The following is a 25,217-nucleotide window of genomic DNA, read 5'->3' on the forward strand; positions in this document are numbered from 1 at the left end:
GGCAGCGCCCAGGCTGCGGCCCGGCAGCGCGAAGGCGGGCAGAGGCGGCGCAGAGGCGGCCGGGCGCGCCACGGCACTCCCGTGAGGCGCCCGGCCGTCCGGTCAGCCGATGGGCAGCTTGCCGGTCAGCTGCCGCAGCGGGTTGCCGCCGGTGAGCGGGGACAGGGCGCTCTGCTTGCCCGTGACGGGCTCGAGCACGCCGGGGGTGCCGGCCTTGCCCGCGAGGCCGTTGAGCGTCATGCCGACGGCCTTGAGCTGCGGAGCGGAGACCCCGCCCGCGGAGGCGGCGCCCGCCCCGGCCAGAACCGCCGAGGCAGCCGCGAGACCGATGACACCAGCACGAAGTGTGCGCGACACTGAGTTTCCCCTTCATCGGAAAATGATTCTTCGAACGAGACGAGAAACCTAGCCATTCAAGGCTCGCAACGCACTCTTCCCACCACTCGTCCGAGTGGTCCTGACGCGAATTACCTTCGACCGTGGCTACACGGTTTGCGGAATCACTATGAGCCGCGGCAGAAAACAGTGCCCGACACCACGCAGGTGCCCGCCCGCGGGCACCGGTCTTCAGCAGCAGCCGCGCCACTCCACGATCTCGCTACCCAAGCAGCGCCCTGACGACAAGCGGGCCAAGCCGCGCCGCTCCGCAACCTCGCCACCCCACCACGGCACAACCCCCGCCAAGCCGCGCCGCAGCACCCGTAGCCGGCGCCAGTCCGCAACCTCGAAACCCGCGGCACAAAGCCGCGCCTCAGCGGCCGTAGTCGTGGCGCTCCGTGATCTCGCCGTCCTTGCGGCGCACCACGTGAGTGACCCCGCGCTTGCGGGCCAGTTCCCGGCCCTCGGCCTGGGCCTCGGCCTTCGTGTCGCCTGTGCTGGAGGCCCGGCTGTTGCCGACCACCTGGTTCTTCCACCGCCCGTCCGCGTAGAAGGTCTCCACGTCGCCCTCGGCGAGCTCGGTCGGGCCCGCCGAGCCGTCCGCAGCGTAGGTGGCGTAGAGCGCGGGGTCGGGTTTCGGTGCGCTGCCGGGACCGCCGAGCGGCTTGGGCTCCATCAAGTACTCGATCCGGTCAGCCCACGCGCCCTTGTTGCCGTCGGGACCGTCCGAGAGGTGCCAGATGGTGTTGTTGTGCGTCTGGTCCTCTTCGTCAAGCAGAGCGTTGGGGGCGATGTCGGTTTCCAGGCCGTCGGCCTGGAGTTCTTCGATGGCGCGCAACCACTGCTTCTGGTGCACGGTGTCCCGGGCCAGGTTGAACTTCAGCATCTCCTTCACGCCCGGGTCGTCGGTCATGTTGTACAACCGGGCGGTCTGCAACCGGCCCTGCGCCTCGGCCGCCGCGTTGGCCCGGAAATCCGCCAGCAGGTTCCCCGAAGCCACGATGTACTTGCCGTCCCACGGGGTGCCATTCGCATCCGCGGGAACCGCCCCGCCACCCGACACAATCGCCTGCTGCGGATCCATCCCGCCCAGCACCGCCGCCATCACCGGATCCTTGGCCGCCTCCGCCGTCGCCGTCGCCGGCGCGCCCTCCAGCAACCGGGCGACCATCGTGGCCAGCATTTCCACGTGACCGATCTCCTCGGTCGCCGTGTCCATGATCAGGTCCTTGTACTTGCCCTCGACGCGGCAGTTCCAGCCCTGGAACAGGTACTGCATCGTCACGGTCATCTCGCCGTAGGCCCCGCCGATCAGCTCCTGCAGCTTGCGCGCGAAATACGGGTCCGGACGCTCCGGCTTCGCCTCGAACTGCAGGAACTTGGTGTGTCGGAACACGGGTCCTCCCTCGCCGGTGACGATGACGAGGGAGGACTTTCCCGCTCCGGCGGCGTCTAACCGTCAGCCCAGCAGGTCCGGCCGCTCCCAGTCCTTGCCCAGCACGTGCTGCGCGAGGAACGCGAACACCGTGGCGTACCAGAGCTTCGCGTGGTGCGGGGTCAGGATCCAGTGGTTCTCGTCCGGGAAGTAGAGGAACTTGTGCGGTGTCGAGCCGTCGTCGGCGGCCGAGCGGGACACCAGGTCCCACCACAGCCGCAGCCCCTCGCCGATCGGGACGCGGTAGTCCTTGTCGCCGTGGATGACGAGCATCGGCGTGGTGATCTCGTCGGCGAAGCGGTGCGGCGAGTTCGCCTCCGCCATCTCCGGGGTGAGTTCGCGCTGCCAGTAGTAGGTCGCGTCGGTCGTCGGCCCGAACTGGTCCAGCGCCCACAGCGAGGCGTGCGTGACGATCGCCTTGAACCGGTCGGTGTGCCCGGCGACCCAGTTGGCCATGTAGCCGCCGAACGACCCGCCCATCGCCGCCGTGCGGGTCTCGTCGACCCCCGCGTGCTGCTCCGCGGCGTCGGTGAGCGCCATCAGGTCGGTGAACGGCGCCGCGCCCCACGCGCCCCAGCCGCGCTTGATGAAGTCGTACCCGTAACCGGTGGAGATCGCCGGGTCGGGCAGCAGGACGGCGTAGCCCTGCGCCACGGCGAGCCACGGGTTCCACCGCCACTGCCAGGCGTTCCACGAGCCGAGCGGCCCGCCGTGGATCCACAGCAGCAGCGGCGCGGGCGAGCCGGGGCCGGCGTCCCGCGGGAGCGCGAGCCACGCCCGCAGCGGCGTGCCGTCCTCGGCGGTGGCGGTGACCTCGTCGAGCCGTCCGGGGATCTCGGCGTCGAGGCCGAGCGCCTCGGCGGGCCCGGGCAGCGGCTCGATGGCGCCGCCGTCGAGGGCGATCCGCACCGGGGCGGGCGGGTGGTCGACGGCCGAACGCAGCGCGTACACCCACTGCCCGTCCGGGGAGATCCGCGGCTCGCTGTAGGCGCCGTCGTCGGCGGTCAGCCGGGTGACGTTGCCGGTTGCGGCGTCGACCTTCCACAGCGGCGCCCGGCCCTGGTCGTCGGCGCCGACGACGAGCGCCGAACCGTCCGGCAGCCACCGCGGCGAGTGCGGCCAGCGGTCCCAGCGCTGGGTCAGCGGCCGGAGTTCGCCGCCGGCGAGCGGGACGAGCGCGAGCCAGTAGTCGCCCGGCTCGTGCGGGGTCGAGCGGCGGTAGACGGCGACCGCGACCTGTGTGCCGTCCGGCGAGATCCGTGGCGATTCGTACTCGTGGTCCGGGTCGTCGGCCAGCACGCGGCGCTCACCGGTGGCGACGTCGATCGCGACGACGGTGGGCCGCTGCGAGCCGCCCGCTTCGGGAACCGTCCAGGTGGTGACGACGGTGCGCCCGTCCGGCGAGACGTCCCAAGCGGCCTCGTCGGTCAGCGCACGCCCCGCGTGCCCGGTGAGGTCACGAAGGTCCAGCCGCTCCTCCCCCGCAGGCACCCCGTCGGCGACGACCAGCCGGGTGCGGTCGGGGCCGAGGTCGTGGTCCCAGAAGCGGATGGGGTACTCCTCGTGCAGGATCGCCGACACCCCGGCGTCCTTGCGGGCCTTGCGGATCTCGGCGTCGTGGTCGGCGCTCGTGGCCGAGGGCATCATCGGCGCCCCGGCCAGCACCGTGCCGGCCTCCGCGGCCACCGCGACCCCGCGCACACCGCCGGCCGGCGCCGCGATCACGCGGGCGTCCCCGCCGGACGCGGGCTGCAGCCACAGCGCGCTCTTGGGGCCGTCCTCGCCCTCGGCCGCGGAATCCGGCCGGGCCGAGACGAACAGCAGGTCGCCGGACGGGGTGAAGGCGGCGCCGGACTCGCCTTCGGCGCTGCGGGTCAGCCGCCGCGCCGGGCGCTCGCCGTCGGGGTCCACTTCCCACAGCGCCGTGGTGTAGCGGTTCTTCTTCAGGTCGGGCGTCGCCACGCCGACGACGAGTCGGCGGCCGTCCGGGGAGAGCACCAGCCCCGACAGCCGCGGGAGGCGGACGTAGGCGTCGAGGTCGGCGAAGGCATCGTCGGTCACTTCGCCTTCATACCACCGATGACCGACGGTTTCGCGGCTTTTCGATCAGCCGCCCAGTGCCCGGGCCAGCAGGGTCCGCCGGTTGCGCACCGAGGTCTTGCCGAAGATCGACTTCAGGTGGTCCTGGACGGTGTGCTCGGACAGGAACATCCGGCGGGCGAGGTCCCGCGTGTCGCTGCCGTGGGCGAGGTGTTCGAGCAGTTCCCGCTCGCGGGTGCTGAGCCCGAACGCCCGGCCGAACAGGCCGACCCGCTCGGCGGGCGCGGACTCCTCGATCGTGACGGCGATGTCGCGGACGATCCGGGCGGCGCGCAGCGTGACCCACCGCCCGTCGGCGAGGTGCACCCGGGCCGCCGGGCGGTGGCCGTCGACGCCGGCCTCGTTCGCGAGGAGCTGGGCGGCGACGTTGTAGGCGCCGGCCGGGACCGGCGCCTGCCCGTCGCCGGGCGGGACGAGGACGCGCAGGTACTCGGCGGTGTCCGGGGTGTGGCCGAGGACGTCGAGGTCCGGCGACAGCAGCAGCACGACCGGCCCGGACCGGGCGGGGAGGCCATCGCGCGCGACGAAGGTCTCCGCCTGCGCCCGGCGCAGCTCGGCGGTGACCGGCTCGAGGATCCGGGTCAGCGTCCGGGTCTCGGCGTCGGTGAAGGGCCGGGACCGCCACAGGTCGAGGAACGCCCAGACTCCGAACCGGTCGGCGAACACCACCGACGCGACGTCGGCGACGCCGTGCCGGTTGAGCATCTCGCGCCAGAGCAGGCTGCGGGCGGGGTTGCCACCGGTCGCGGTGTGCAGGGTCGCGACGGCGCCGGGGCGCAGGGCCGTCCAGCGGTTGACCGGGGTGAGGTACTTGAGCCGGATCAGGCGGGGCAGCTCTGGCAGGCATGGGACGTCGGCGAGCGGGGCGGTGCCGACCGCGGTCTCCGGGTCGGTCAGCGGCCAGGCGTAGGCGTCGAAGCCGACCCTGCGCCGGATCTCGCCGAGCACGCGCAGCCGCACCGCTCTCGCGTCCACGTGGTCGAGTCTAAGACCCCAGGAAGCTGGGATGTGCGCCACGACGCGGAATTCCTACCGTCGCAAGCGTGGCGAAGGAGGAAACATGGCCATCTTGCACATCGAACACTCGATTGTGGATTTCCCGCTGTGGCAGGCGGCGTTCGACCGGTTCGCCGAGGCGCGCAGCCGGGCCGGCGTGCGCGGTCACCACGTGTCCCGCCCCGTCGGCGATCCCCACTACGTGGTGGTCGACCTGGAGTTCGGCTCGGTGCCCGACGCGGAGGCGTTCCTCGCCTTCCTGGAGCGGGAGGTCTGGTCGTCGCGGGAGAACGCGCCGGCGTTGGACGGCGTGCCGCGCACGCTGATCCTGGAACCGGTCCGCCGGATGCGCCCACCGGGCTTGTAGATCGACAACAGCACCGCCGCCAGCAGGCACGCCGGTGACACGATCGGCGGGAACACCAGGTCCGGCGCCGTCCCGGGCAGGCCGGCCAGCAGCGACTCACCGTAGGCCGCGGCTTCGCCGACGCCCGGGCGCAGCGACACCACCGCCAGCGTCACCATGGCGAGGTTGAGCACCAGCTTGATCGCCACCCACCAGTACCGCACCAGCCCGTACCGGCTGCCCAGCCCCAGCATCACACCGCTGCCAAGGCACACCAGTCCGGCCACCAGCAGCGGCCACACCGCGAACAGCCGCAGCGCCTGGTAGCACACCGCGGCGAGCGCCGGATCGTCCGTCAGCATCGCGGTGAACACCAGCACCGCCAGCACCACGTCGATCCCGATCCACGCGCCGGCCGAGATGATGTGCGTCGCGAGCCACGCCTTCCGTCCTCCAGCTTTGAGTCTCATGCCCTCGACTGTCGCGAAAACGGACGTCCCGGGGCATCCGGCGCAGAGCGCGACCTGCGCCTACGCCGCCACGCGTACGCGCCGCGGCTTCGTGCGCGTCAGGCCGACCCCGGCCAGCACCACCAGCATCCCGGCCACGACCCGCGGCGTCACCGGCTCGCCGAGGACGACGGCCCCGAGCGCGACCGACACGACCGGCAGCAGGTACCCGACGACGGCCGCGCCGGTAGGGCCCTCGTCCTCGATGAGCCGGTAGTTGAGGTAGAAGGTGATCCCGGTGCCGAACACGCCGAGCAGGACGACCGCGAGCACCGCCAGGCCGTCGAACCCCGGCCGGGCGCCCTCCAGGGGCAGCGCGAGCGAGGCCAGGCCGGACGCGACGGCCAGTTGCGCGGCCGAGATCGCGACGGGGCCGCCCGTCCCGGCCAATTTCCGTGCCATGTAAGCGAACGCGATCGCGTAGCTCGCCGCCGCGCCCACCAGCGCCAGCGCTCCCCACCCGAACAGCCCGGCCCGCTGCCACGGCGCGAAGATCAGCAACACCCCGGCGAAGCCGAGCAGCAGCCCGCCGAGCCGCGCCGGGTGGATCCCGCGTTCGGCGCCCAGCACCAGCCCGATGAGCAGTGACCACAGTGGAGTGGTCGCGTTGAGCACCCCGGCGATGCCGGAGTCGACGGTCTGCTCACCGATGCTGAACAACGCGAACGGCACCGCGTTGCAGAAGAACGCGGCGATGACCAGCCGTCCCCACATCGCCCGGCCGCGCGGCATCCGCTGCCCCGCGATCCGGGCCAGGACGAACAGCACGGCGGCGCCGAGCACGCTCCGCAACACCGCGATCTCGATCGGCGTGAACCCGCGCAGCGCGAGCTTGATCCACAGGAACGCCGACCCCCACAGCAGGGCGAGCACGCCCATCCGCACCCACGTCTTGATCACACCACCAGCGTGCGACCGCGGACACGTCAGGACAAGTGAAAGATTGTGAAGGTTCGTTTAGCTCAGCTTACGGCCGAACAGCAGCTTCCACGGCATCAGCGCCGACTCCAGCTGCACCGCGAGGCTCATCTTCGACACGCCGTCGGCGCGCTCCTCGAACCGGATCGGGATCTCGGCGATCCGCATCCCCTGCTTCACGGTGCGGTAGTTCATCTCGACCTGGAACGCGTACCCGTTGCTGCGGATCGTGGCGATGTCGATGCGCCGCAACGTCTCCGCGCGCCACGCCTTGAACCCGGCGGTCGCGTCCTTGACGTGCAGCCGCAGGATGGCGTTGACGTAGAAGTTCGCCCACGCCGACAGCGCCTTGCGGTGCCACCCCCACTCGCCCGCGAGCGAACCGCCTGCCACGTAACGGGATCCGAGCACCACGGCGGCGTCCGAGGTGGCGAGCTTGTCGATCATGCGCGGCACGGCCTCGACCGGGTGGGACAGGTCGGCGTCCATCTGGATCACGATGTCCGCGCCCTCGTCGAGCGCCCGGCTGATGCCGGCGACGTAGGCGCGGCCGAGACCGTCCTTTTCGGTCCGGTGCAGCACGCCGATGTGGTCCGGGTGCTCGGTCGCCAGCTTGTCGGCCACGTCGCCGGTGCCGTCCGGCGAGTTGTCGTCCACCACGAGCACGTGCAGGCCGGGCAGCCCGAGGCCGGTCAGCTGGCCGACGAGCTTGGGCAGGTTGTCCCGCTCGTTGTAGGTCGGGACGACGACCGTGACCTTCGGGGAGCTCTCTCCCATGATCAAATCCTTCGTGCGCGGGTGGAGGTTCGGCACCGAACGGTATCGCACCCGATTTCGCACCTCTTCCGGGTAACGCGGACGCCGTTTTCCGGGGTCGCGAGCGGGTACGACGAACCAGCGGCGGCCTCGTGCGTCTGTACTGGCGGGAGGTCCGGGGAGGAGGGGAGCATGCGGAGCAGTCGCGGGGCGCTGCTGGCCCTCGTCCTCGCCGTGGTCGTGGTAGGCGGGGTCGTCGCGTGGATCGCGCTCACCGGGCGGCCGGCGCCCAAGCCGGGGTGCACGGTGACCGCCGCGGACGGCTCGTCCTTCGACCTGACGGTCGAACAGGCCCGCAACGCGGCCACGATCGCCGCCGTCGGCGATCGCCTCGGCATGCCGGACCACGCGGTCACGGTCGCGCTGGCCACCGCGATCCAGGAGTCGCGGCTGCGGAACCTGCCCGGCGGCGACCGGGATTCGGCCGGCCTGTTCCAGCAGCGCCCCAGCCAGGGGTGGGGCGCCTACGAAGAGGTCACCGACCCGGTGTACGCGGCGACGGCGTTCTACGAGCGGCTGCGGGAGCAGCCCGGCTGGGCGGACCTGACGGTGACGCAGGCGGCGCAGCTGGTGCAGCGGTCGGCGTTCCCGGAGGCCTACGCGCAGTGGGAGACCGAGGCGGCGGCGACGGCGGGAGCGCTGACCGGGGCCAAGCCGGGCGCGCTGACCTGCGCGAACCTCTCCCCCGGCGCGCCCGAAGCGGACATCGTGGCGGTCGCCAGGGCCGAGCTGGGCACCGCGGTGCTGAGCGGGCCGCACCCGGCGGCCGAGGGCTGGGCGTTCGCGACCTGGCTGGTCGCCAACGCCACCCGCTTCGGCCTGGACGGCGTCACGTTCGACGGCGTGGCCTGGACGGCGGACTCGGGCGCGTGGACGGCGACCGGTCCCCGCGACGGCGTCCTCAGCCTGCACCGCGCCGCCGCCGGGTGAAACTACGATCGTCGCGTGGCCGACGACCTGCTCCCCCGCGCCGCGGCGCTGGGCCGGGACTTCCGCGCCGGGCTGGACGAGCGCCCGGTGTTCCCCCGCGACCTGGACCCGGACGCGGTCCGCGCCGCGCTCGGCGAGCTGCCGGACGGGCCCGCCGACCCCGCGGCCGTGCTCGACCAGCTGCGTGAGGCCGTCGAGCCCGCCCTGGTCGCGAGCGCCGGCCCGCGGTACTTCGGGTTCGTCACCGGTGGTTCGCTGGAGGCCGCGGCGGCGGCCGACGTGCTGACCACGGCGTGGGACCAGAACGGCTTCAACGCGCTCACCTCACCCGCCGCCGCGCTGGTCGAGGAGGTCGCGGGCGGGTGGCTGAAGGACCTGCTCGGCCTGCCGCCCACCGCGTCGTTCGGGTTCGTGACGGGTGCGCAGGGCGGCAACACGGTGGGCCTGGCCGCCGCGCGGCACGCCGTGCTGGAACGCCACGGCTGGGACGTCGAGCGGCAGGGCCTGCACGGCGCGCCGCGGGTGCGGATCGTCGCGGGCAGCGGACGGCACGCGACGATCGACCGGGCCCTGCGCTTGCTCGGCTTCGGCACCGACGCGCTCGCCGAGGTGCCGACCGCCCCGTCCGGCTCGATCGACGTCGCCGCGCTGGCCGGCGCACTGTCCACATCGGATGCGCCGACGATCGTGTGCCTGCAGGCAGGCGAGGTCAACACCGGCGCGTTCGACGACTTCCGCACCGCGATCGCGGCCGCCCACGCGCGCGGGGCGTGGGTGCACGTCGACGGAGCGTTCGGGTTGTGGGCGGCGGCGAGCCCGCGGTTGCGGCACCTCACCGAAGGCGTGGCGGAGGCCGATTCCTGGGCGACCGACGGCCACAAGTGGCTCAACGTGCCCTACGACAGCGGCTACGCGTTCTGCGCGCACCCCGCCGCGCACGCGGCCGCGACCTCCTACACCGCCGCCTACCTCGTCGGCGACCGGCCGGAGGCGCTGCGCTCCCCCGGCGACTTCGTGCCGGACTCCTCGCGCCGCGCCCGGGGCTTCACCACGTGGGCGGCGCTGCGGCAGCTGGGCCGCGCGGGCGTCGCGGAACTCGTCGAGCGGTCCTGCGCCCTCGCGCGCCGGTTCGCCGCGCGGCTGTCCGAGGCCGGGGCCGAGGTGGTCAACGACGTCGTCCTCAACCAGGTCCTCGTCGGCTTCGGCGACGACACGCCGCAGGTGCTGGAGGCGGTGCAGCGGTCCGGCGAGTGCTGGATGGGCGGCACGGTCTGGCGCGGCAGGCGGCTGATGCGCGTCTCGGTGTCGAACTGGCGCACCACGGAGGCCGACGTCGACCGCAGCGTGGCCGCGATCCTCGCCGCCTGGCGGGAGGTTCAGGGACGCTGAGCGAGCACGCCGAACATCGTCACGGACAGGTGGAAGTCCCCGCGCGCGGCGCCGTCGGCGAGCTCGGCGAGCAGCCGGTCGCCCTGCTCGCGGGTGACCACGCCGTTGCCCACGGCGTGCTGGACCATCATCGGCAGCAGCGTGTCGCGGACCGATTCGTGGTCGGAGATCAGGGCCTGTGAGCCGCGGTCGGCGATCGTCAGCCCGGCCGCGCTGAGCCAGCCCGCGAGCTTGCGGCCTGCGGCGGGTTCGGCGGTCTGCGTGAGCATCCCGGCCAGCACGGCCCGGACGGTGTCCGGGTCGCCGGGGTGGATGATGCCGGTGGCCCAGTCGGTGTCGATCAGCGCGACGCGTCCACCGGGACGCAGGACCCGCACGATCTCGGCGACCGCGCCGGCCGGGTCGGTGAGGTGCTGGAAGACGCGCTCGCACAGCACGGCGTCGAAGGTCGCGTCGGCGAAGGGCAAGGCGGAGACGTCGCCGGGCACGAACCGCGCGGCCGATCCGGCGGCCCGTTCCCTGGCGAGCGCGAGCATGGCTTCGTTGGGATCGAGCCCGACGGCCTCGCCCTCCGGCCCCGCCGCGGCCGCGAGCACCTGCACCTCGGAGCCGGTGCCGCAGCCGATTTCCAGCGCGCGCTCGCCCGGCCGGACGGCCAGGGCATCGTGCGCCCACGCACGCAACCGCCGCACGCCCGGCGTCGCGGCCTGCAGGTCGAGGATCTCGGCCTGCCGCGCGACCACGGCCGGGTCGATCCGGTCGGCTCGGAAGGAGATGTCGGTGTCCGCCACGAGCGCGGATGCTAGTCCGGTGTGGCGACCGCCACGACCAGATTCCGCAATTCGTAGCTGTCGATCTCGGCTTTGACGGTGACCCGCGGCGGGCTCACCATGCGCAGGCCGGGCAGGGCGAACAGGCGGCTGAGGAAGACGTCGGTCTCCAGGATCGCGACGTGCGCGCCGGGGCACTTGTGCGCGCCGTCGCCGAAGGACAGGCCCGGCGCCTCGCACGGCTCGAGGTTGGCCACATCGATCCGCACCTCGACGAGCTCACCGGCCGGGATCGTGTCCTCGTCGAGCCGGAGCGGCGCGGTGGTGCGCCGTTTCAGGCCGCCGATGACGGGTTCGGTGCGCAGGATCTCGTGCAGGAGGGCGATCCGCTCGTCCTCGTCCGCTTCGCGGTAGCGGGCGCGCAGGGCGTCGTCGGTGAACAGGTGCCAGGCCGCGACGGACACGAACTCGCGGGTGGTGACCATGCCCGCGGCGGCGAAGGTGAGGCACTCGCCCAGGATTTCGCCCGCCGAGCAGCCCTCGTCGAGCAGGTGCGAGATGAGGTCGTCGCGGCGGTGGCGGCGCCGGGCGCGCACGGCCGGGCGGACGTCGGCGACGTAGATGGCCAGCCAGTTGCGCATCTGGCGGAAGAACCAGCGGATCCCGGTCAGGCTGGTGAAGCCGGGCCGCCCGAACTCCTCGGGGAAGAACCGGTCCAGCCGGCGCTGGATGCCCGGCCTGCTCTCGGTGAGGCCGACGACCTCGGACGCGACGCCGATCGCGAGGCCGAAGGCCAGGTCCGGCAGTTCGGCGCGCCCGGCGCGGGTCAAACGGCCCAGTTGCTCGTCGGCGATGCGGGCCATCAGGTCGCGGTAGTGCTCGCTGACGCGGCGGGGCGTGAAGAAGCGGGCGGTTTGGCGGCGGTGTTCGCGGTGTTCCGGGCCGTCGCGGTAGAGCACGGGGCGGCGGAACCGCGCCGGCAGTTTGTCGACCGTCTCGATGCCGAGGCCGGCCTGCACGGTGCCGCCGCTGCGCAGCACCGCGCGGGCCTGCGCGTAGCCCGTCACCCGCCAGGTCCCGTCCGGGCCGCGCCGCACCGGGCAGCCGTCCCCGGCCGGGCCGCGGTCGATCTTCCGCTCGCCCACGGGATCAAGACAACACGACCGGCCGGGCGGCCGACAGGGCCGCCCGGCGCAGTCAGTGGTGGTACTGGTGGACGACCGCGTGCCCCTTGCCGCGCCCGATCATCCACTTGTTCACCGGCCAGGTCAGCACGAACGCCACGGCCAGCGAGAACGCCAGCGCGCCCCAGAACAGCCAGCTGCCCGCGCCCGCGTCCATCGCGCCCGGCACGCTGACCATGATGAGGTTGTCCACGATCTCCATCACGGTGATCGAGATCGTGTCGGCGGCCAGCGCGACCTTCAGCGCGGCCCGGAAGGGCACGCCCGCCTTCAGCACCCCGCGCATGGTGAGCGCGTACCCGAAGACGAACGCGAGCGCGACGGCGAGGGCCACGGTGGCGACGCCGTGCAGCCCGAGCGCGGTGCCGATGACCATGCCGAGCACCTCGCCGATGGCGCAGCCGGTGAGGCAGTGCAGGGTGGCCTGCGCCGCGGCGGCCCAGGTGGCGGGCGGCCGGTGCGCGGCGTGTTCCGCGTGCCCCGCGTGCTGGTGCGTCGAGTGGTCCATCTCGTTTCCTCCGTTCAATACCCCTAGGGGGTATCACCGGAGTGAAGATAACCCTCTTGTCCGGATTGCGCAACACTGGGCGGGTGGAACCTGGGACCGCCTCAGCCGGGACGTCGAGCGACCCGTGCGGGTCCGCTGGCTACACGCGTCCACGAGTCGCGCCGCGCTCGGCGAAGCGAACTTCGCCAAAATCGTCGAGATCTTCGAGAGCGCCGCGCACGGGAAGACCGTGAACACAACGCGCCGCAGAGGCTGGAGTTCGAGCTGGTCGACCCCTGACCGCGCGATCACCTCCGCGCGGGGCGCACCGACTGGGCGATCACCGCGAGCACGGCCAGCCCGCCCACGGCGAACCCGTAGACGATCGCGGTCGGCCGCAACCCGGCCGAAGTCGCCGCGAAGCCCGCGATCACCGCCGGGATGCTGAACGCGAGGTAGGACACGACGTAGACCACTGCGAACAGCTCGCCCCGTTCGGCGGGCGCGGCCAGGCGCGCGAGCGTGCCGAAACTGGCCAGCGCCGAGGCCCCGAACCCGATCCCGGACACGACGGTCCCGGCGACGGCGAGCGCGACCAGGTCCGCCAGCACACCCGCGAGGGTGATGCCCATGCCGGTCGCCAGCAACGCGGCGCCGGCCTGCAGCACCACGCCCACCGGGGCCGTGCGCAGCACCAGCGAGGTCAGCGCCCCCGTCCCGCACAGCAGGGTCACGACGAGCCCGCCGACGAGGTGGTTGGACAGCCCGAACAGCCCGGCCGCCACCGACGGCCCGAGCGACAGGTACAGGCCGCCGAGTGCCCAGCTGGAGATCAGGATCGGCACCAGCGCGAACAGGTCCGGCCGCAGCCGCGCCGGGACACCGAGCCGCGGGGTGAGCGAGGCCAGCGCGCCGGGGCGACGGGCGGAGGTCTCGGGCAGGCCGGCGGTCAGCAACAGCGCGACGACCATGCCGGCGAGCAGGAGCGCGTAGACGAGGTGCGTCGGGGCGGGCGCGAACTGGACGAGCGCGCCGCAACCCAGAGCGCCGAGGGCGAGCCCGCTCGTCGGGGCGACGCTGCTGATCACACCGGCGCGACCGGGCGCGTGCGGCGGGTTCAGGTCGACTAGCGTCGCGCCGAGCACGGACATGGCCGCACCGGTGGCGACGCCCTGCACGACGCGCGCCGCGAACAGCGCGGAGACGTCCCCGGCGACCAGGAACAACACGAGCGAGACGGCCTCCCCGACGATCGCCGCGGCCAGCACCGGCCGCCGCCCGACGTGGTCCGACAGTGCGCCGACGACCAGCAGCGACGCGATCAACCCCAGGACGTACACCGCGAAGACCACGGTGAGCGTCATCGACGAGAAGCCCCATTCCTGCTGGTAGACGACGTAGAGCGGGGACGGGACGCTGGAGGCGGCCATGAACAGCACGAAGATCACCGCGACCGCCGTGAACGCCACCGGGTGCGGCAACCGGGCTCTCGGACGGACCGCGGCGGCGACGGCGGGGGAACTCGACATCAGCACTCCTCGGAAAAGCAAAGATCGATGCGTTAGGACGACCATAGCGCAAACGCAACGATCGATGCGATAATTTCTCCATGTCCGCCACCACCAGCACAACCCGTCCCGGCGGCCGGTCCGCGCGGGTGCGTGCCGCCGTGCACCGCGCCGTCGTGGAGTTCCTGGCCGAGCACCCCGCGGAGGCGCTGACGCTGCCGTTGATCGCGACGCGCGCGGGCGTCCACCCGACCACCCTGTACCGGCGGTGGGGGTCGGTCGCGGAGTTGATGGCGGACGTGGCGAGCAGCCGGTTCAGCGGCGACATCGTCGTGCCGGACACCGGTTCGCTGCGCGAGGACCTGCGGCGGTGGGCGTCCGACGTGGCGACCGACCTGGCCGACCCGGACGTGCTGGCGATCATGCGGGCCGCGATCGGTTCCGGCCCCGACGGCGGCTGCGCGTGCACCGCGGACCGGCACGCTCAGCTCACGGCGATCCTCGATCGCGAACGTTCCCGTGGCGGGACCGCGCCGGAGACCGCGCACGCCGCGGACGTCCTGCTCGGGCCGCTGTACTACCGGGCGATCTTCGCAGGTCAGCCCGCGGATCCCAGCTGGACCACCGAGCTGGTCGACACGCTGCTCAAGTAATCCGGTTGCGCCCTGTTACTCGGGCGAGTAACTTTTTACTCATGCAGGTAATCAATGAGGTGCAGCCGGACCTGGGCCTGAGCCCGGCCGAGGAGGCGCGCCGTTCGCAGATCATCGCGGCGACCCTGGCGACGATCTCGGAACTGGGGTACCGCCGGACGTCGTTCGCCCGCATCAAGGAGCGCGCGGGCCTGAGCAGCACGCGATTGATCGGCTACCACTTCGGCACGAAGGCCGGGCTGATGCAGGCGGTGGTGACGACGGCGCTGAGCATCCGGGACAGGTACCTGGAGGAGCGGGCCGGCGACACGACCGACCGGGCCGCGATGCTGCGCGCGCTGATCGAAACGGAGGTCACGTTCGTCCGCGACCACCCCGAGTGCGTCCGGGTGCTGCGCGAGGTGGCCGCGAACGCGGACGACCCGGACGGCTGGCCGGTGGCGGGCCCGCTGCTGAGCGGTTTCCGGACGGGCCGCATCGAGCGGCTGCTGTCCCAGGGGCAGCGGGAAGGCGCCTTCGGTGAGTTCTCGCCGGAGGTCGCGGCCCGCACGATCGCGCAGAGCATCGACGGCGCGATCCAGGCCTACACCGAAAACCCGGCCCTGGACCTGGAGTCCTACGGGCGGCAACTGGCGGACTTCTTCGAACAAGCCGTAGCGGCGAAGAACTGAGGCGTTCCCGTTCGCGGGCTCTCCGGGGCCCGCGAACGGACCTCGACGCGTCGCCCCCAGCCGGCTCGCGCGTCTGCGGCACCTCACGCAACTCCACACTTCAGCAAGGCGGGCATGACGCACCGCTGCGGCAGCCCCTCCGAAAGGGCCCATCGCGTCAGTGTCACGCCTCCGCGCCCCCACCCTGCGATACCCACCGCCGATCCTCCCCGCGCCCACCCCTCAGAGCGACCACGACCGCGCAACCCCTTACCCAGCACCCCCGTCGCGTCAGGGCCGCAACCCGGACAACTCCGTCCCACTACCCGATCCGACCTCGCCCCCTCAAAGCGACTGCCACCACCGCAAGGCGTTCCCCGCAAACCCCTTCCCCGCAACCCCGTCAGGTCAGGGGCGCAACCCGGACAACGCCGTCTCCACTACCCGATCCGACCTCGCACCCCTCAAAGGGACTGCGATCACCGCAAGGCGTTCCCCGCAACCCCGTCGCCTCAGGGCCGCAACCCCGTCACCTCAGGGGCGCAACCCGGACAACGCCGTCTCCACCACCTGGTCCGCGAACTCCACCGTGAGCGGCCCGCGCTGCATCCAGCGCACCGTCACCGGCCCCCAGATCACGTCCACCGCCACGTCCAGGTCCACATCGGACAGCTGCCCGGCTTCCACCGCCTTGCGCAGCCGTTCCTTCTTCAGCTCCCGCACCGGCTCGTCGAGCCGCTCCGAGTACATCCGTGCCAGCTCCGGATCGTGCATGATCTCCGAGCTGAGCGCGCGCATCGTGAGGTCGAAGCGCTCGTCGGTCAGCTCCTGGACCGTCGCGCGCAGCACCGTCTTCAGGTCCGCCTCCAGGTCGCCGGTGTCCGGCAGCCCGCTACCGTCCCCTTCGGACAGCATCAGGAACGCGTCCAGCAGCACCGCTCCCTTCGAGGGCCACCAGCGGTAGATCGTCTGCTTCCCGACACCCGCCCGCGCGGCGATCCCTTCGATGCTCAGCTTCGCGTACCCGACTTCACCCACCAATTCGAACGCGGCAGCCAGGATCGCCTGCCGCGAGCTCTCGTTGCGACGACTCGCATCTGGCACGTCCTCACACTACCACAACTCAAGACGAGACGGTCCGTCTTGACAGCTCGGAATCCGAGACGCTACGGTTCGTCTCACAACGAAAGGAGCCCCAGATGACCACCACCTCCCCTTCCCGCGTCTGGTTCATCACCGGTGCGAGCCGCGGCCTCGGTCGCGCCTTCACCGAAGCCGCCCTCGATCGCGGTGACCGGGTGGTCGCGGCCTCCCGCACCATCACCGCCGAGGCGACCGACCGGCTGCTGCCCATCCAGCTCGACGTCACCCGGCGCGATGACGTGTTCCGGGCCGTCGAGCAGGCCATCGACCACTTCGGCCGGCTCGATGTCGTGGTCAACAACGCGGGCACGCTGACCATGGGCATGGTCGAGGAGTTCACCGAGGACCAGGCCAGAGCCGCACTGGAGACGAACTTCTTCGGCGCGCTCTGGGTGAGCCAGGCCGTGCTACCGGTGATGCGGCGCCGGCAGTCCGGCCGCATCCTGCAGATTTCGAGCATCGCCGCGCTGGGCGGGTTCCCGATGACCGGTCTCTACAGCGCGAGCAAGTTCGCGCTGGAGGGCATGAGCGAAGCGCTGGCGCGGGAGGCGGCCATGTTCGGCGTCAAGGTCAGCATCGTGCAGCCCGGCGGCTACTGGACCGACCTCTACACCGCACCCGCGATGGCGTCGCCGGTCGACGAGTACGCACCGCTGCGGCAGGAACTGGAGCAGCAGTGGTCCGAGGGATCGGTCGACAGCGATCCGGCGCTGGCCGCCGAGGCACTGCTGAAACTCGTGGACAGCGAGGATCCGCCGCTGCGCCTGCTGCTCGGCAGCATGGTCTACGACCTGGCGCAGGACCTCACGCGGCAGCGCCTGGACGGCTGGGCGGCCTGGGAGGAGGTGAGCCGCGCGGCCGAGAAGGCGATCCCGATGCCGGTCACACCAGGAACGTGAACAGGGGGCTGTCCGGCGGGACGCGCTCGATGCGGTGCGGACCCGCCGCCATCCGCTTCATCATCGGTTCGAGGTTGTCCGGCGAGCCCAGTTCGATCCCGACCAGAGCCGGGCCGGTCTCGCGGTTGTTGCGCTTGACGTACTCGAAGAGCGTGATGTCGTCGTCCGGGCCGAGCACGTCGTCGAGGAACCGGCGGAGCGCGCCGGGCTCCTGCGGGAACTCGACGAGGAAGTAGTGCTTGCGCCCCTCGAAGATCAGGGCTCGCTCGACGATTTCGGCGTACCGGCTGACGTCGTTGTTGCCCCCGGACACGATGCACAGCACGGTCGAGCCCGGTTCCAGGTCGAGATCGAGCCCGAGCGCGGCCGGTGACAACGCGCCGGCGGGCTCGGCGATGATGCCGTCGGACTGGTAGAGGTCGAGCATCTCGACGCAGATCTTGCCCTCGGGCACGGCGATCATGGCGGGCCGGCGTTCGGCGGCGAGGGCGTAGGTGTGCTGCCCGACGAGGCGGACAGCGGCGCCGTCGACGAACGGGTCGATGGTCTCCATCGCGATGGGGGCGCCGTGTTCGAGCGCGAGAGCCATGCTGGCCGCGCCCTGCGGCTCAGCGCCGATCACCCGCACCTCGGGGTGGGTCTCGCGAAGCCAGGCGAGGGTCCCGGCGAGCAGGCCGCCGCCACCGACCGGCACGATCACGACGTCGGGCGCGCGGCCCAGCTGCTCGATGGCCTCCTTGACGACGGTGCCCTGCCCGGCGATCGTGCGCGGGTCGTCGAACGCGGGGATCATCGTCGTGCCCGTGCTCGCCGCGTACGCCTGCGCGGCGGCGGCCGCGTCGTCGTAGGTGTCGCCGTGCACCACGATCTGGACGTGCTCGCCGCCGAGCCGGGCGACGCGGTCCCGCTTCTGGCGGGGCGTGGTGCGCGGCAGGTAGACGCGGGCGAGGACACCGAGGGCGGCTGAGGCGAACGCCACACCCTGGCCGTGGTTGCCTGCGCTCGCGCACACCACGCCTCGGGCGCGCTCCTCCGGTGAGAGCTGGCTCACCAGGTTGTAGGCGCCCCGGCCCTTGTAGGAGCGGACGGCGGACAGGTCCTCGCGCTTGAGCCAGACGTCCACGCCGTGCTGCAGCGAAAGCCGTTCGTTGCGGTGCAGTGGCGTCGGCTGGATGACCCCGGCGAACCGGGCGGCCGCCATCGCCACGTCGGCCGCCCGCACGGGGTCGGGCCCGTTACCCACGACTTGGTTCCTCCTGTCGGCGTAGACGTCATTCGTACCAAAGCCGTGGCGGGCGCCCGCACCCGGAGCGGCCGGTGCCAGATAATGCGTGCCGTGGGTGCGGAGCGGGGACAACTGGTGGAGGAGTACGGCCCGGCGTGGTCGCCGGGCCCGTTCGAGCGGGGCACCGACGGGCCGCACGTCGTCCTCGCCGGCGTCGACGGCTCCCCCACCGCGTCCCGGGCGGGCGCCTACGCGGCCGGGCTGGCGCGACGGCAGCGGTCGCGGCTGGTGCTGGTGTACGTGCTGGCGCCGACGGCGTGGACCGGCATGGCGAGCGGCTACCTCGCGGCGGCCCAGGAGCAGGCCTACGAAGCGACGATCGACGAGATGCGCGGACCGATCCGCAACCTCGCCGACGAAGCCGGCCTGCCCATCACGTTCATCGTCCGCCGCGGCGACGCCTTCACGGAACTCCGCCGCGCGGCGGTGGAGCTGCACGCCGACCTCGTCGTGGTGGGCGCGTCGGAGAGCCGGGGCCACCGGATCGTCGGCTCGGTGGCGAACCGCCTCGTGCGTTCCGGTCTCTGGCCGGTGACCGTGGTGCCCTGACCACCGCCCCTGACACCCGATACGCCGTCACCGACACCTTCCGGCCGGAATCAGCGACGCCCAAGACCATCCCGGCGCGCCCCCCTCGTGTGCAAGCCGCCCCCACCCGATCGCGGCGCTCCGCCCGCCGAGAACCTCGCCATCCCGCGCGAGCAGCCCTCCCGCGCGAGCAGCCCTGCCGCGGCCGGCCCACCGACCACCGCGCCGCCCAGCCCACCGGTCACCGGCCACCGGCCACGGGCCACGGGCCACCGCGCAGCCCAGCCCACCGGTCACCGCGCAGCCCAGCCGACCGTCGGCCGCGGAGGCACACCCATCCCGGCGGCGCGAGCCCATCGCCCCCGCAGGCCCATCCGTCGCGCGAGCCCATCCCCGCCACGCGGGCCCACCGCCGCGCGAACCCATCCCCGCCCCGCGAGCCCCTCCCCCGCGCAAGGTCATCCCCGCCACGCGGGCCCACCGCCGCGCGAACCCATCCCCGCCCCGCGAGCCCACCCGCCGCGCAAGCCCAGCGCCAGGCCGCAAGCACATCTCCGGCCCGCAAGCACATCCCACCGCGCAAGCCCTCCCGGCACGCATGCTCGCCACGATCCGCAACCGCCGGATGAAGGCCCTCTCCGCGCGGCACTCACCACCGCGGCCCGCGCCGGGCACCTCAGTCATTCACGAACACGCGATCCGGTCCAGCGCCTGCTCGAACAACCCGACCGCCGCGGCGTGCAGGCGGTCTCCGATGGCGCGTGGCGCTTTGCCCGCGCAGGCACGCGCGTGCGTGCCTTCCAGCACGATGCCCAGCTTGAAGCACGCCAGCACCGCGTACCAGGCGATTCCGGAGGTGTCCCGTCCCGAGCGGGCGGCGTAGCGGGCCACGATCTCCTCCTCGGTGGCGAGGTCGCCGGCCGCGGCGAGGCCGGTCCATCCGAGCATCGGGCGGGTGCCGGGCCACGTGGCCAGCAGCCAGCCGAGGTCGAGGAGCGGGTCGCCGATCGTGCTCATCTCCCAGTCCACGATCGCCGCGACCGTGGCGCCACGACGGTCGAACAGGACGTTCGCCAGGTGGTAGTCGCCGTGGAGGATGCCTGGTGACCACCGCTGGGGCACGTGCTGCGCGAGCCAGTCGGCGACACCCTCCACGCCCGGCAGGTCCGGCCCGGGGTAACCGTCGTGGCCCGCGTAGGAATCGAGCTCCGCGAGCCATCGCGGCACCTGACGTTCGAGAAACCCGTGTGGGCGACCGAAATCCGCCAGGCCGGCCCGCTCGTGGTCGACCGCGCCGAGCGCCGCCAGCGCGTCGGCCATCGCCAGGCCCATCTCGTGCCGCAGGTCGGGACGGGTGGCGTGTGGTTCGGGCAGCTCGACGGTCGCGTTGAACCCGTCCACCGGCTCCATGAGGTAGAAGACCGCGCCAGGCAGGACGGTCTCCTCCGGGCAGGCCGCGATCAGCTCCGGGTGCGGCACCGCCGTACCCGACAACGCGGCGAGCACCCGCATCTCCCGGCGCAGCACGTCATTGCTGCGCGCCCGCCGGTGCCGGGGCCCGCTGCGCAACACATACGCCCGGCCGCCACGGCGGAACGACACCATCAGGTTCTGAGTACCACCGGCGATCGGCGCGAGGTCCTCGACAGGCCCGCCGGGCAGCCCCTGGCGGTCCATCCACGCCCCGAGTGCGCGCAACTCCCCCGGCGACAGGATCTCGGCTTCCGGCATCGGGCCCCCTCTCCGCTCCTGGGTGCAACATGGCAGAAGCACCCGGGACAGGGAAAGCCCGGACAACCCTCCCCCGGCGACAACCGTCTGCCTCGTCGCCTTGGCGGTGCAGGTTTCGGCAACCGCGGCAGCTCGGCCCCGGCGACGGCGCCGGTGGTTTTGGTGCGCGGCACCGCCGCAGGGTGGCGGCGATCCCGCGCCTCAGGTCAGCGTGCTGAAGAACTTGCGCACATCCTCGACGAACAGATCAGGCACCTCCATCGCCGCGAAGTGGCCGCCTCTTTCGAACTCGCTCCAGTGGCGGATGTCGAGGCGCTGTTCGGCGACCGCGCGCACCGACAGGGTGATGTCGTGCGCGAAGACCGCCACCCCGACCGGCGCCGGGCACGGGCGGCCCGCCTGGGCGGCGTAGGTGCTCTCCTTCGCCAGGCGCGCGGCCGATCCCGCGGTCCTGGTCAGCCAGTACAGCATCACGTCCGTCAGCAGCCGGTCGTCCGGAATGCGCGACTCCGGGTCGGTCCACTTCGCGAACCGCTCGGCTATCCACGCCAGCTGCCCGACCGGCGAATCGGTCAGGGCGTAGGCGATCGTCTGCGGCGTCGTCATGTGCAGGATCTGGTAGCCGGGCCGGTTCGCGGCGTACGCCTTCGTGTGGTCGAGCCTCCGCTGATCCTCTTCGGACAATCCGGCGATCCCACCGGGCGGCGGCAGCGTCGGCAGGTAGTTCAGGTGCACACCCACCACCTGGTCCGGCGCGGCGACGGCGAGCTGCTGCGAGATCCCCGAGCCGAAGTCGCCGCCTTGCGCGCCGTACCGCTCGTACCCCAGCCGGCGCATCAGCTCGGCCCATGCCCGCGCCACCCGGGCCACGTCCCAGCCCCGCTCGGCCGTCGGCCCGGAGAAGCCGAAACCCGGGATCGAGGGGATCACCAGGTGGAAGTCGCGCGACAGGGGCCCGATCACGTCCAGGAACTCGACGACCGAACCGGGCCAGCCGTGCGTCACGACCAGCGGCAGAGCGTCCGCCCGTGGTGACCGCACGTGCAGGTAGTGCACGGTCTGCCCGTCGATCTCGTCGGTGAACTGCGGGAACGAATTCAACAGGGCCTCCTGGGCGCGCCAGTCGTAGCCGTCGCGCCAGTGATCGGCCAGCTCGCGGACCCGAGCGAGCGGGATGCCGTAGTCCCAGCCCGCGCCGGGCAGCTCGTCGGGCCAGCGGACGCGCTCCAGGCGGGCGGCGAGGTCGTCGAGAGCGGACTGCGGGATGTCGATGCGGAAGGGCTTCTCAGTCATGCCGAAAACGTTAGACCCACAAACGTTAGTTCGTCAAATGATTCGCCGGGCGAACGTTTCGGTTACACTCCGATCATGGACACCACCGCCCCCGAACGCCTGCGGAACCTGCCCAGCTGGCTGCTCACCCAGACCGCGCACCACGCGCACCGGCTCGTCACCGAGGGCATGTCCGAGGCCGGCGCCCGCGGCTACCACTACCGCCTGCTCGCCGCGCTCGAGGAGTCCGGGCCGTCGAGCCAGGCCACGCTCGGCCGCCGCAGCGCGATCCACCTCTCCGACCTGGTGGCGACCATCAACGAACTGGCCGACCGCGACCTGGTCAGCCGCGAACCGGACCCGGCCGACCGCAGGCGCAACGTCATCACGATCACCCCGGCCGGCCGCAGACAGCTCAAACGCCTCGACAAACAGATCGCGCGCATCCAGGACGACCTGCTCGCCCCGCTGAGCGGCCCGGAACGGGAGCAGCTGACCGGCCTGCTGTCCCGGCTGCTGCGCCACCACACCCAGGACGCGTAACCTGGCTGACGAACTGAGACCGCGGTCACAACATGCGCGGTTTCAGCAACGCTCGCCCGGGTAGCCTCACTCGACCGTTGAGCAGACAGCGGAGGGAGCCCGCGTGACCGACTTCTGGATCGACAACGCCCTGCAACGGGTGCTGAACCACCCCACGGACATCCGGACCCTGCGGGAGTCGGCCGCGACCTTCCTCGACGGCTGCACGGTGGAGACGGTCACCGACGCGCTGCTCGTCATCGACGCGCTGGCCAGCGCTGCCTACGAGCAGAGCTGCCTGCCCGCCACGATCCGGCTCGTGCGCGAGGGCACCGAGTCCGGCTGGCTGCGGATCTCGCTGTCCGCGCCCGGCATCGAGCTGCCCTCCGCGGACAGCGGCTTCGGCACCGGCCTGCACGTCCTGACCACCTGCGCGGCCATGTGGGGCCGCAGCGGCGACGGGGACCGTACCGCCCTCTGGGCGCATCTGCCGCTCGCGGCTGCCGTACCGGCCGCACTTCACGTAGCGTTTACACATGGAGTCGCCCCTGATCACCGACCGGCTGGTCATCCGTGACTGGACGGCCGACGACGCCGACGCCGCCTTCGCGATCTACGGCTCGGAAGAGGTCACGCACTGGCTGACCCCGGTGATGGACCGGGTCGGAGATGTCGCCGCGATGCGCGCGGTGCTGCACGCCTGGCACGAGGCCCAGCCGAACCTGCCACCGCCGCGCGGCCGCTGGGCCATGGAACGACGCGAGGACGGCCAGGTCATCGGCGGTCTGGCCATCCGCCTGCTGCCGCCCTACGAGGAGGACCTCGAACTCAGCTGGCAGCTGCACCCCGACGCGTGGGGGCAGGGCTACGCCACCGAGGGCAGCCAGGCCCTGATCCGGTGGGCCTTCACCCAGGACACCGACGAGCTGTTCGCCGTCGCGCGACCGAACAACGTTCGGGCGATCGCGACGGCCAAGCGGCTCGGCATGCAGTGGGTCGGCGAGACCACGAAGTACTACGACCTGCGCCTGCAGGTCTACCGCATCCGCCCCGGCGACCTCGACGACGCGTCGGGGGCTTGACCACCGCACCGGCCGCGCGGTTCACTGGCTGACGGGTCGACGTCGCCGCAAAACCGAACGGGATTCTGCCGGGTCTGACAGCCGACCCGCAGGCCATCCGGCGCACCTGGGGGAAATCCGGGCACGCCGGACAGAACGACGTTCGGAAGGTGGGCAGCCGATGAGCTTCAACCTGGCGATCATGCTGCGGGAGTCCGCGACGGCCACGCCGGGCAAGGACTTCCTGCGCTTCCCGTCAGGCGCGATGACCTACGCCGAGGTCGACGAGCGCTCCGGCCGGGTCGCCGTCGCCCTGCGCGAGGCGGGCCTGCGCCCCGGGGACAAGGTCGCGGTGCAGCTCGCCAACGTGCCCGAGTTCGTGATCGCTTACTTCGGCATCCTCAAGGCGGGCCTGACGATGGTCCCGCTGAACCCGCTGCTCAAGTCCGCCGAGATCGCCTACCACCTGGACGACTCCGACGCGCGCATGATCATCGCCCACGCCGCGGGCGCGCCCGAGGTCACCACGGCGCTCAAGGAGGTCCCGGACGTCCGCGCGGTGGTCGTCGGCGACCTCGATGCCGGCGCCTGGCCGGAGGGGACGCTGTCCTTCCGGGTGCTGCTGGAGCCCGCCGACGACGGCGACATCTTCCCTGGCGCGGCGGACGACACGGCCGTGCTGCTCTACACCAGCGGCACCACCGGCCGCCCCAAGGGCGCCGAGCTGTCCCACTTCCAGCTCTACATGACGTGCACGCTGGGCAGCGAGCGCTTCGGCGCGGAACCCGAGGACGTCGCGCTGGCCGTGCTGCCGTTCTTCCACGTCTACGGCCTGTCGAGCATCCTCAACGCCTCGGCCCGCCACGGGCGGACGATCTCGGTGGTGCCGCGCTTCGAGGTGCCCGCGGTGCTGGAGGCGATCCAGCGGGACCGGGTCACGATCATGGCCGGGGTCCCCACGATGTACCACGCGCTGGCCTACGCCGACACCACCGGCTACGACACCAGCAGCCTGCGGATCGGCAGCTCCGGCGGGGCGGCGATCCCGGAGGAGGTGCTGCGCCGCTTCGAGGAGAAGTACGGCATCCCGGTGCTGGAGGGCTACGGGCTGTCCGAGTCGGCGTCAACCACGACGGTCAACCCGGGCGCGGACAACCGCAAGATCCTCTCGATCGGCAAGCCGATCTGGGGTGTGGAACTGCGGATCGTCGACGACCAGGACCACCCGCTGCCGTCCGGGCAGGTGGGCGAGATCGTGCTGCGCGGGCACAACATCACGAAGGGCTACTACAAGCGGCCGCAGGAGACCGCGGAGGCGTTCCGCGGCGGCTGGTTCCACACCGGCGACCTCGGCTACGTCGACTCCGACGGGTTCGTGTTCATCGTGGACCGCAAGAAGGACCTGATCATCCGGGGCGGGTTCAACGTCTACCCGCGCGAGGTGGAGGAGCTGCTGTACCGGCACCCGGCGGTCGGCGAGGCGGCGGTGATCGGCGAGCCGGACGAGCGGCTCGGCGAGGAGGTCGTCGCGGTGGTCTCGCTCAAGCCGGGCGCGAGCGCCGAGCCGGACGAGATCGTGGCGTGGGCCAAGGAGCGCATCGCCGCGTACAAGTACCCGCGGCGGGTGCGGATCGTGGACGAGCTGCCGAAGGGCGCGACCGGCAAGATCGCGAAGCTGGAGTTGCGGGCGCGTCTGCGAGGATGACG

25 protein-coding genes and 1 pseudogene are annotated in these 25,217 nt (G+C 72.2%); 10 read left to right on the forward strand and 16 right to left on the reverse strand.

Going from position 1 to position 25,217, the window contains the following annotated elements:
* Positions 1-102: 102 nt before the first annotated feature.
* The 8 genes and pseudogenes from AMY39116_RS0338545 to AMY39116_RS0338575 form a co-directional block, all read right to left on the reverse strand.
* Positions 103-357 carry a hypothetical protein gene (locus AMY39116_RS0338545; RefSeq protein WP_020422927.1) on the reverse strand — a complete coding sequence of 85 codons (255 nt, stop codon included), beginning with the start codon at positions 355-357 and terminating at the stop codon, positions 103-105.
* Between the two features lie 394 nt (positions 358-751).
* On the reverse strand, positions 752-940 hold the full coding sequence (locus tag AMY39116_RS48210; protein ID WP_235716312.1) for a DUF2188 domain-containing protein: 189 nt from the start codon (positions 938-940) through the stop codon (positions 752-754).
* 18 nt (positions 941-958) lie between these two features.
* Positions 959-1,774: pseudogene (locus AMY39116_RS0338550) on the reverse strand (manganese catalase family protein); the annotation flags it as partial.
* 63 nt (positions 1,775-1,837) lie between these two features.
* Positions 1,838-3,874, reverse strand: a complete 2,037-nt coding sequence (locus tag AMY39116_RS0338555) for an alpha/beta fold hydrolase (protein ID WP_020422929.1) — start codon at positions 3,872-3,874, stop codon at positions 1,838-1,840.
* A gap of 45 nt (positions 3,875-3,919) precedes the next feature.
* A complete protein-coding gene (locus tag AMY39116_RS0338560; protein ID WP_202961491.1) occupies positions 3,920-4,888 on the reverse strand; it encodes a helix-turn-helix transcriptional regulator in 969 nt (322 codons plus the stop codon).
* Positions 4,889-5,107: 219 nt separating this feature from the next.
* Positions 5,108-5,725: a hypothetical protein gene (locus AMY39116_RS44270; RefSeq protein ID WP_020422931.1), complete on the reverse strand. Its 618-nt coding sequence runs from the start codon at positions 5,723-5,725 to the stop codon at positions 5,108-5,110.
* Positions 5,726-5,785: 60 nt separating this feature from the next.
* The gene (locus AMY39116_RS0338570; RefSeq protein WP_039792044.1) at positions 5,786-6,643 is read right to left on the reverse strand and encodes a DMT family transporter; all 858 of its coding nucleotides are present in this window, start codon (positions 6,641-6,643) and stop codon (positions 5,786-5,788) included.
* Positions 6,644-6,721: 78 nt separating this feature from the next.
* The gene (locus tag AMY39116_RS0338575) at positions 6,722-7,459 is read right to left on the reverse strand and encodes a polyprenol monophosphomannose synthase (protein ID WP_020422933.1); all 738 of its coding nucleotides are present in this window, start codon (positions 7,457-7,459) and stop codon (positions 6,722-6,724) included.
* A gap of 171 nt (positions 7,460-7,630) precedes the next feature.
* Between AMY39116_RS0338575 and AMY39116_RS0338580 the strand changes: the two genes are divergently transcribed.
* Positions 7,631-8,428, forward strand: coding sequence for a hypothetical protein (locus tag AMY39116_RS0338580; protein WP_020422934.1), 798 nt, complete (start codon positions 7,631-7,633; stop codon positions 8,426-8,428).
* Between the two features lie 15 nt (positions 8,429-8,443).
* On the forward strand, positions 8,444-9,817 hold the full coding sequence (locus tag AMY39116_RS0338585) for an aminotransferase class V-fold PLP-dependent enzyme (protein WP_020422935.1): 1,374 nt from the start codon (positions 8,444-8,446) through the stop codon (positions 9,815-9,817).
* Here AMY39116_RS0338585 and AMY39116_RS0338590 read toward each other — a convergent pair.
* The 4 genes from AMY39116_RS0338590 to AMY39116_RS0338605 all read right to left on the reverse strand — a co-directional run bounded on the left by AMY39116_RS0338590 (position 9,805) and on the right by AMY39116_RS0338605 (position 13,787).
* Positions 9,805-10,608, reverse strand: a complete 804-nt coding sequence (locus AMY39116_RS0338590) for a methyltransferase domain-containing protein (protein WP_020422936.1) — start codon at positions 10,606-10,608, stop codon at positions 9,805-9,807. The genes AMY39116_RS0338585 and AMY39116_RS0338590 overlap by 13 nt on opposite strands.
* Before the next feature lie 11 nt (positions 10,609-10,619).
* Entirely contained in the window at positions 10,620-11,732 is a 1,113-nt protein-coding gene (locus AMY39116_RS0338595; protein WP_020422937.1) for a cytochrome P450, read from the reverse strand.
* Positions 11,733-11,784: 52 nt separating this feature from the next.
* Positions 11,785-12,279 carry a DUF4396 domain-containing protein gene (locus AMY39116_RS0338600; RefSeq protein ID WP_020422938.1) on the reverse strand — a complete coding sequence of 165 codons (495 nt, stop codon included), beginning with the start codon at positions 12,277-12,279 and terminating at the stop codon, positions 11,785-11,787.
* 287 nt (positions 12,280-12,566) lie between these two features.
* A complete protein-coding gene (locus AMY39116_RS0338605) occupies positions 12,567-13,787 on the reverse strand; it encodes an MFS transporter (protein WP_020422939.1) in 1,221 nt (406 codons plus the stop codon).
* Positions 13,788-13,867: 80 nt separating this feature from the next.
* Between AMY39116_RS0338605 and AMY39116_RS0338610 the strand changes: the two genes are divergently transcribed.
* Both AMY39116_RS0338610 and AMY39116_RS0338615 read left to right on the forward strand, forming a co-directional pair.
* Entirely contained in the window at positions 13,868-14,419 is a 552-nt protein-coding gene (locus AMY39116_RS0338610; protein WP_020422940.1) for a TetR/AcrR family transcriptional regulator, read from the forward strand.
* A gap of 41 nt (positions 14,420-14,460) precedes the next feature.
* A complete protein-coding gene (locus tag AMY39116_RS0338615) occupies positions 14,461-15,090 on the forward strand; it encodes a TetR/AcrR family transcriptional regulator (protein WP_027936608.1) in 630 nt (209 codons plus the stop codon).
* Positions 15,091-15,603: 513 nt separating this feature from the next.
* Here the strand turns inward: AMY39116_RS0338615 and AMY39116_RS0338620 are convergent.
* Positions 15,604-16,128 (reverse strand): TetR/AcrR family transcriptional regulator, encoded by a 525-nt coding sequence (locus tag AMY39116_RS0338620; protein WP_084506224.1) that lies wholly within the window; start codon positions 16,126-16,128, stop codon positions 15,604-15,606.
* A gap of 140 nt (positions 16,129-16,268) precedes the next feature.
* Between AMY39116_RS0338620 and AMY39116_RS0338625 the strand changes: the two genes are divergently transcribed.
* A complete protein-coding gene (locus tag AMY39116_RS0338625; RefSeq protein WP_020422943.1) occupies positions 16,269-17,111 on the forward strand; it encodes an SDR family NAD(P)-dependent oxidoreductase in 843 nt (280 codons plus the stop codon).
* Here AMY39116_RS0338625 and ilvA read toward each other — a convergent pair.
* Entirely contained in the window at positions 17,095-18,312 is a 1,218-nt protein-coding gene (ilvA, locus tag AMY39116_RS0338630) for a threonine ammonia-lyase IlvA (protein ID WP_235716313.1), read from the reverse strand. The genes AMY39116_RS0338625 and ilvA overlap by 17 nt on opposite strands.
* Before the next feature lie 159 nt (positions 18,313-18,471).
* On the opposite strand from ilvA, the gene AMY39116_RS0338635 reads away from it, so the two are divergent.
* Positions 18,472-18,945: a universal stress protein gene (locus AMY39116_RS0338635; RefSeq protein ID WP_020422945.1), complete on the forward strand. Its 474-nt coding sequence runs from the start codon at positions 18,472-18,474 to the stop codon at positions 18,943-18,945.
* Positions 18,946-19,608: 663 nt separating this feature from the next.
* On the opposite strand, the gene AMY39116_RS0338640 is transcribed toward AMY39116_RS0338635, so the two are convergent.
* Complete coding sequence (locus tag AMY39116_RS0338640; protein WP_020422946.1) at positions 19,609-20,655, reverse strand: phosphotransferase family protein; 1,047 nt, start codon at positions 20,653-20,655, stop codon at positions 19,609-19,611.
* A 201-nt stretch (positions 20,656-20,856) separates the two neighbouring features.
* Positions 20,857-21,948, reverse strand: a complete 1,092-nt coding sequence (locus tag AMY39116_RS0338645; RefSeq protein ID WP_020422947.1) for an epoxide hydrolase family protein — start codon at positions 21,946-21,948, stop codon at positions 20,857-20,859.
* Between the two features lie 75 nt (positions 21,949-22,023).
* Here AMY39116_RS0338645 and AMY39116_RS0338650 point away from each other — a divergent pair, with 75 nt between their 5' ends.
* The 4 genes from AMY39116_RS0338650 to AMY39116_RS0338670 all read left to right on the forward strand — a co-directional run bounded on the left by AMY39116_RS0338650 (position 22,024) and on the right by AMY39116_RS0338670 (position 25,215).
* Positions 22,024-22,470: a MarR family winged helix-turn-helix transcriptional regulator gene (locus AMY39116_RS0338650; RefSeq protein WP_020422948.1), complete on the forward strand. Its 447-nt coding sequence runs from the start codon at positions 22,024-22,026 to the stop codon at positions 22,468-22,470.
* A gap of 103 nt (positions 22,471-22,573) precedes the next feature.
* Complete coding sequence (locus tag AMY39116_RS46460) at positions 22,574-23,026, forward strand: hypothetical protein (protein ID WP_157358836.1); 453 nt, start codon at positions 22,574-22,576, stop codon at positions 23,024-23,026.
* Complete coding sequence (locus AMY39116_RS0338665; protein ID WP_020422951.1) at positions 22,986-23,531, forward strand: GNAT family N-acetyltransferase; 546 nt, start codon at positions 22,986-22,988, stop codon at positions 23,529-23,531. The genes AMY39116_RS46460 and AMY39116_RS0338665 overlap by 41 nt, the downstream gene beginning before the upstream one ends.
* A gap of 160 nt (positions 23,532-23,691) precedes the next feature.
* Positions 23,692-25,215, forward strand: coding sequence for a long-chain fatty acid--CoA ligase (locus AMY39116_RS0338670; RefSeq protein WP_020422952.1), 1,524 nt, complete (start codon positions 23,692-23,694; stop codon positions 25,213-25,215).
* The last annotated feature ends 2 nt before the right edge of the window (positions 25,216-25,217 follow it).

The organism is Amycolatopsis sp. ATCC 39116 (genome assembly GCF_000231075.2).
Taxonomy (GTDB): domain Bacteria; phylum Actinomycetota; class Actinomycetes; order Mycobacteriales; family Pseudonocardiaceae; genus Amycolatopsis_E; species Amycolatopsis_E tucumanensis.